Raw genomic sequence first — 1,246 nt, 5'->3', positions numbered from 1 at the left:
CGGTGTTGGTGTCGTCGACGCCAGGTCGACCAGCGGCGCGTCAGGGCGAAGTCCGGAATCGGGGTGATCAGGTGTGCCAGGAGACGCTTGATTTCACCGAGTGTGAGCGGAATGAGGCCGCTGCCAATGCTTTTGGGGAAATAGCAGCCGTCACAGCGAGGTAGGTGTGGGCAAGCATGGCCAGGGTGATGTGGCGGTACCAGGCGTCGTAGCGGCGGATCTGGTAGTGGTCGAGTCCGACTTCGGTTTTCGCGGTCTGGAAGCAGTCCTCGATCGACCATCGGGCACCGGCGACCCGGATCAGGTCGGCGTCGCTGGTTCCGATCGGGGCGCCGCACAGGTAGTAGGCGATCTCGAGTTCACCCTTGGCGTTGCGGGTCAGCGATCGTCGTGCGAGCAGCCAGCGTCGCCATCCCGGGCCCGCCTCGCTGAGAGTGGGCAGAGTGGCCACGGCCCAGTCGAACAGGCGAGGTCCTTTCGCGCCTTCTCCGCAGCTGCGGCGCTTCCACGCGTCGGCCGGCGCGTCCGCGACCAGGCGGTCCGCGCGTGAATCGCCTGCGATGCACACGATCGGTGCGCTGCTGGGCACGGCCACCACATACCCGACCTGCCGCTGTTCGAGCCACCTGCGGAACTTCGAATCGCCCCCATAGGCTTCATCGGCAGTGACCCACCGGGCAGGCACCCCGGCATCCAGCGCACGAGCCAGCATCCTCTGCGCCAGAACCTGTTTCGTTGCGAACTCGACCTCGTCCGGCACCCCGGCGGTCCGGCAGCGGTCCCGATCGGCGGTCCACGACTTGGGCAGATACAACTCCCGGTCGATCAACGTGCGGCCCTTCGCACTCGTATACGCGCAGAAAACGCCCAGTTGACAGTTCTCGATCCGACCCGCAGTACCGGAGTATTGTCGTTGCACCCCAGCGGATTTCACTCCCTTCTTCAGGAATCCGGTCTCGTCGACAACCAGCACGCCGTCCACATCGCCCAAGTGCTCCACCGCATACGCGCGCACCTCATCGCGGACTCCCTCCACATCCCACGCCGCCTTGTTCAACAGCCGCTGCATCCCGTTCGGCGTCAGATCCCCCGCAGCTTCGGCCAAGGTCCAGCCGTTCTTCCCCGCCAGCGGCGCCAGCAAGCCCCGCACATACATCCGGGCCCGCAACCGCGGCTCAGCACGATGAAACCGCCCCGCGACCCGCGCGAACAACTCCTCCAGCCCAGCCGTCCACGCAGCCAGATC

General features: G+C 66.1%; 1 protein-coding gene. It reads right to left on the bottom strand.

Annotation, left to right across the window (positions count from 1 at the left end; translation table 11 throughout):
• Positions 1 to 67 precede the first annotated feature (67 nt).
• Positions 68 to 1,246, bottom strand: a 1,179-nt coding sequence (locus ACYVLQ_RS31755; protein WP_460701231.1) for an IS701 family transposase, incomplete at its 5' end; no start/stop codon positions are given.

The sequence above is a fragment of the Nocardia thraciensis genome (assembly GCF_054782435.1).
Note: the sequence above shows the minus strand (reverse complement) of the source record. Positions and strands in the feature narration are given on the sequence as shown.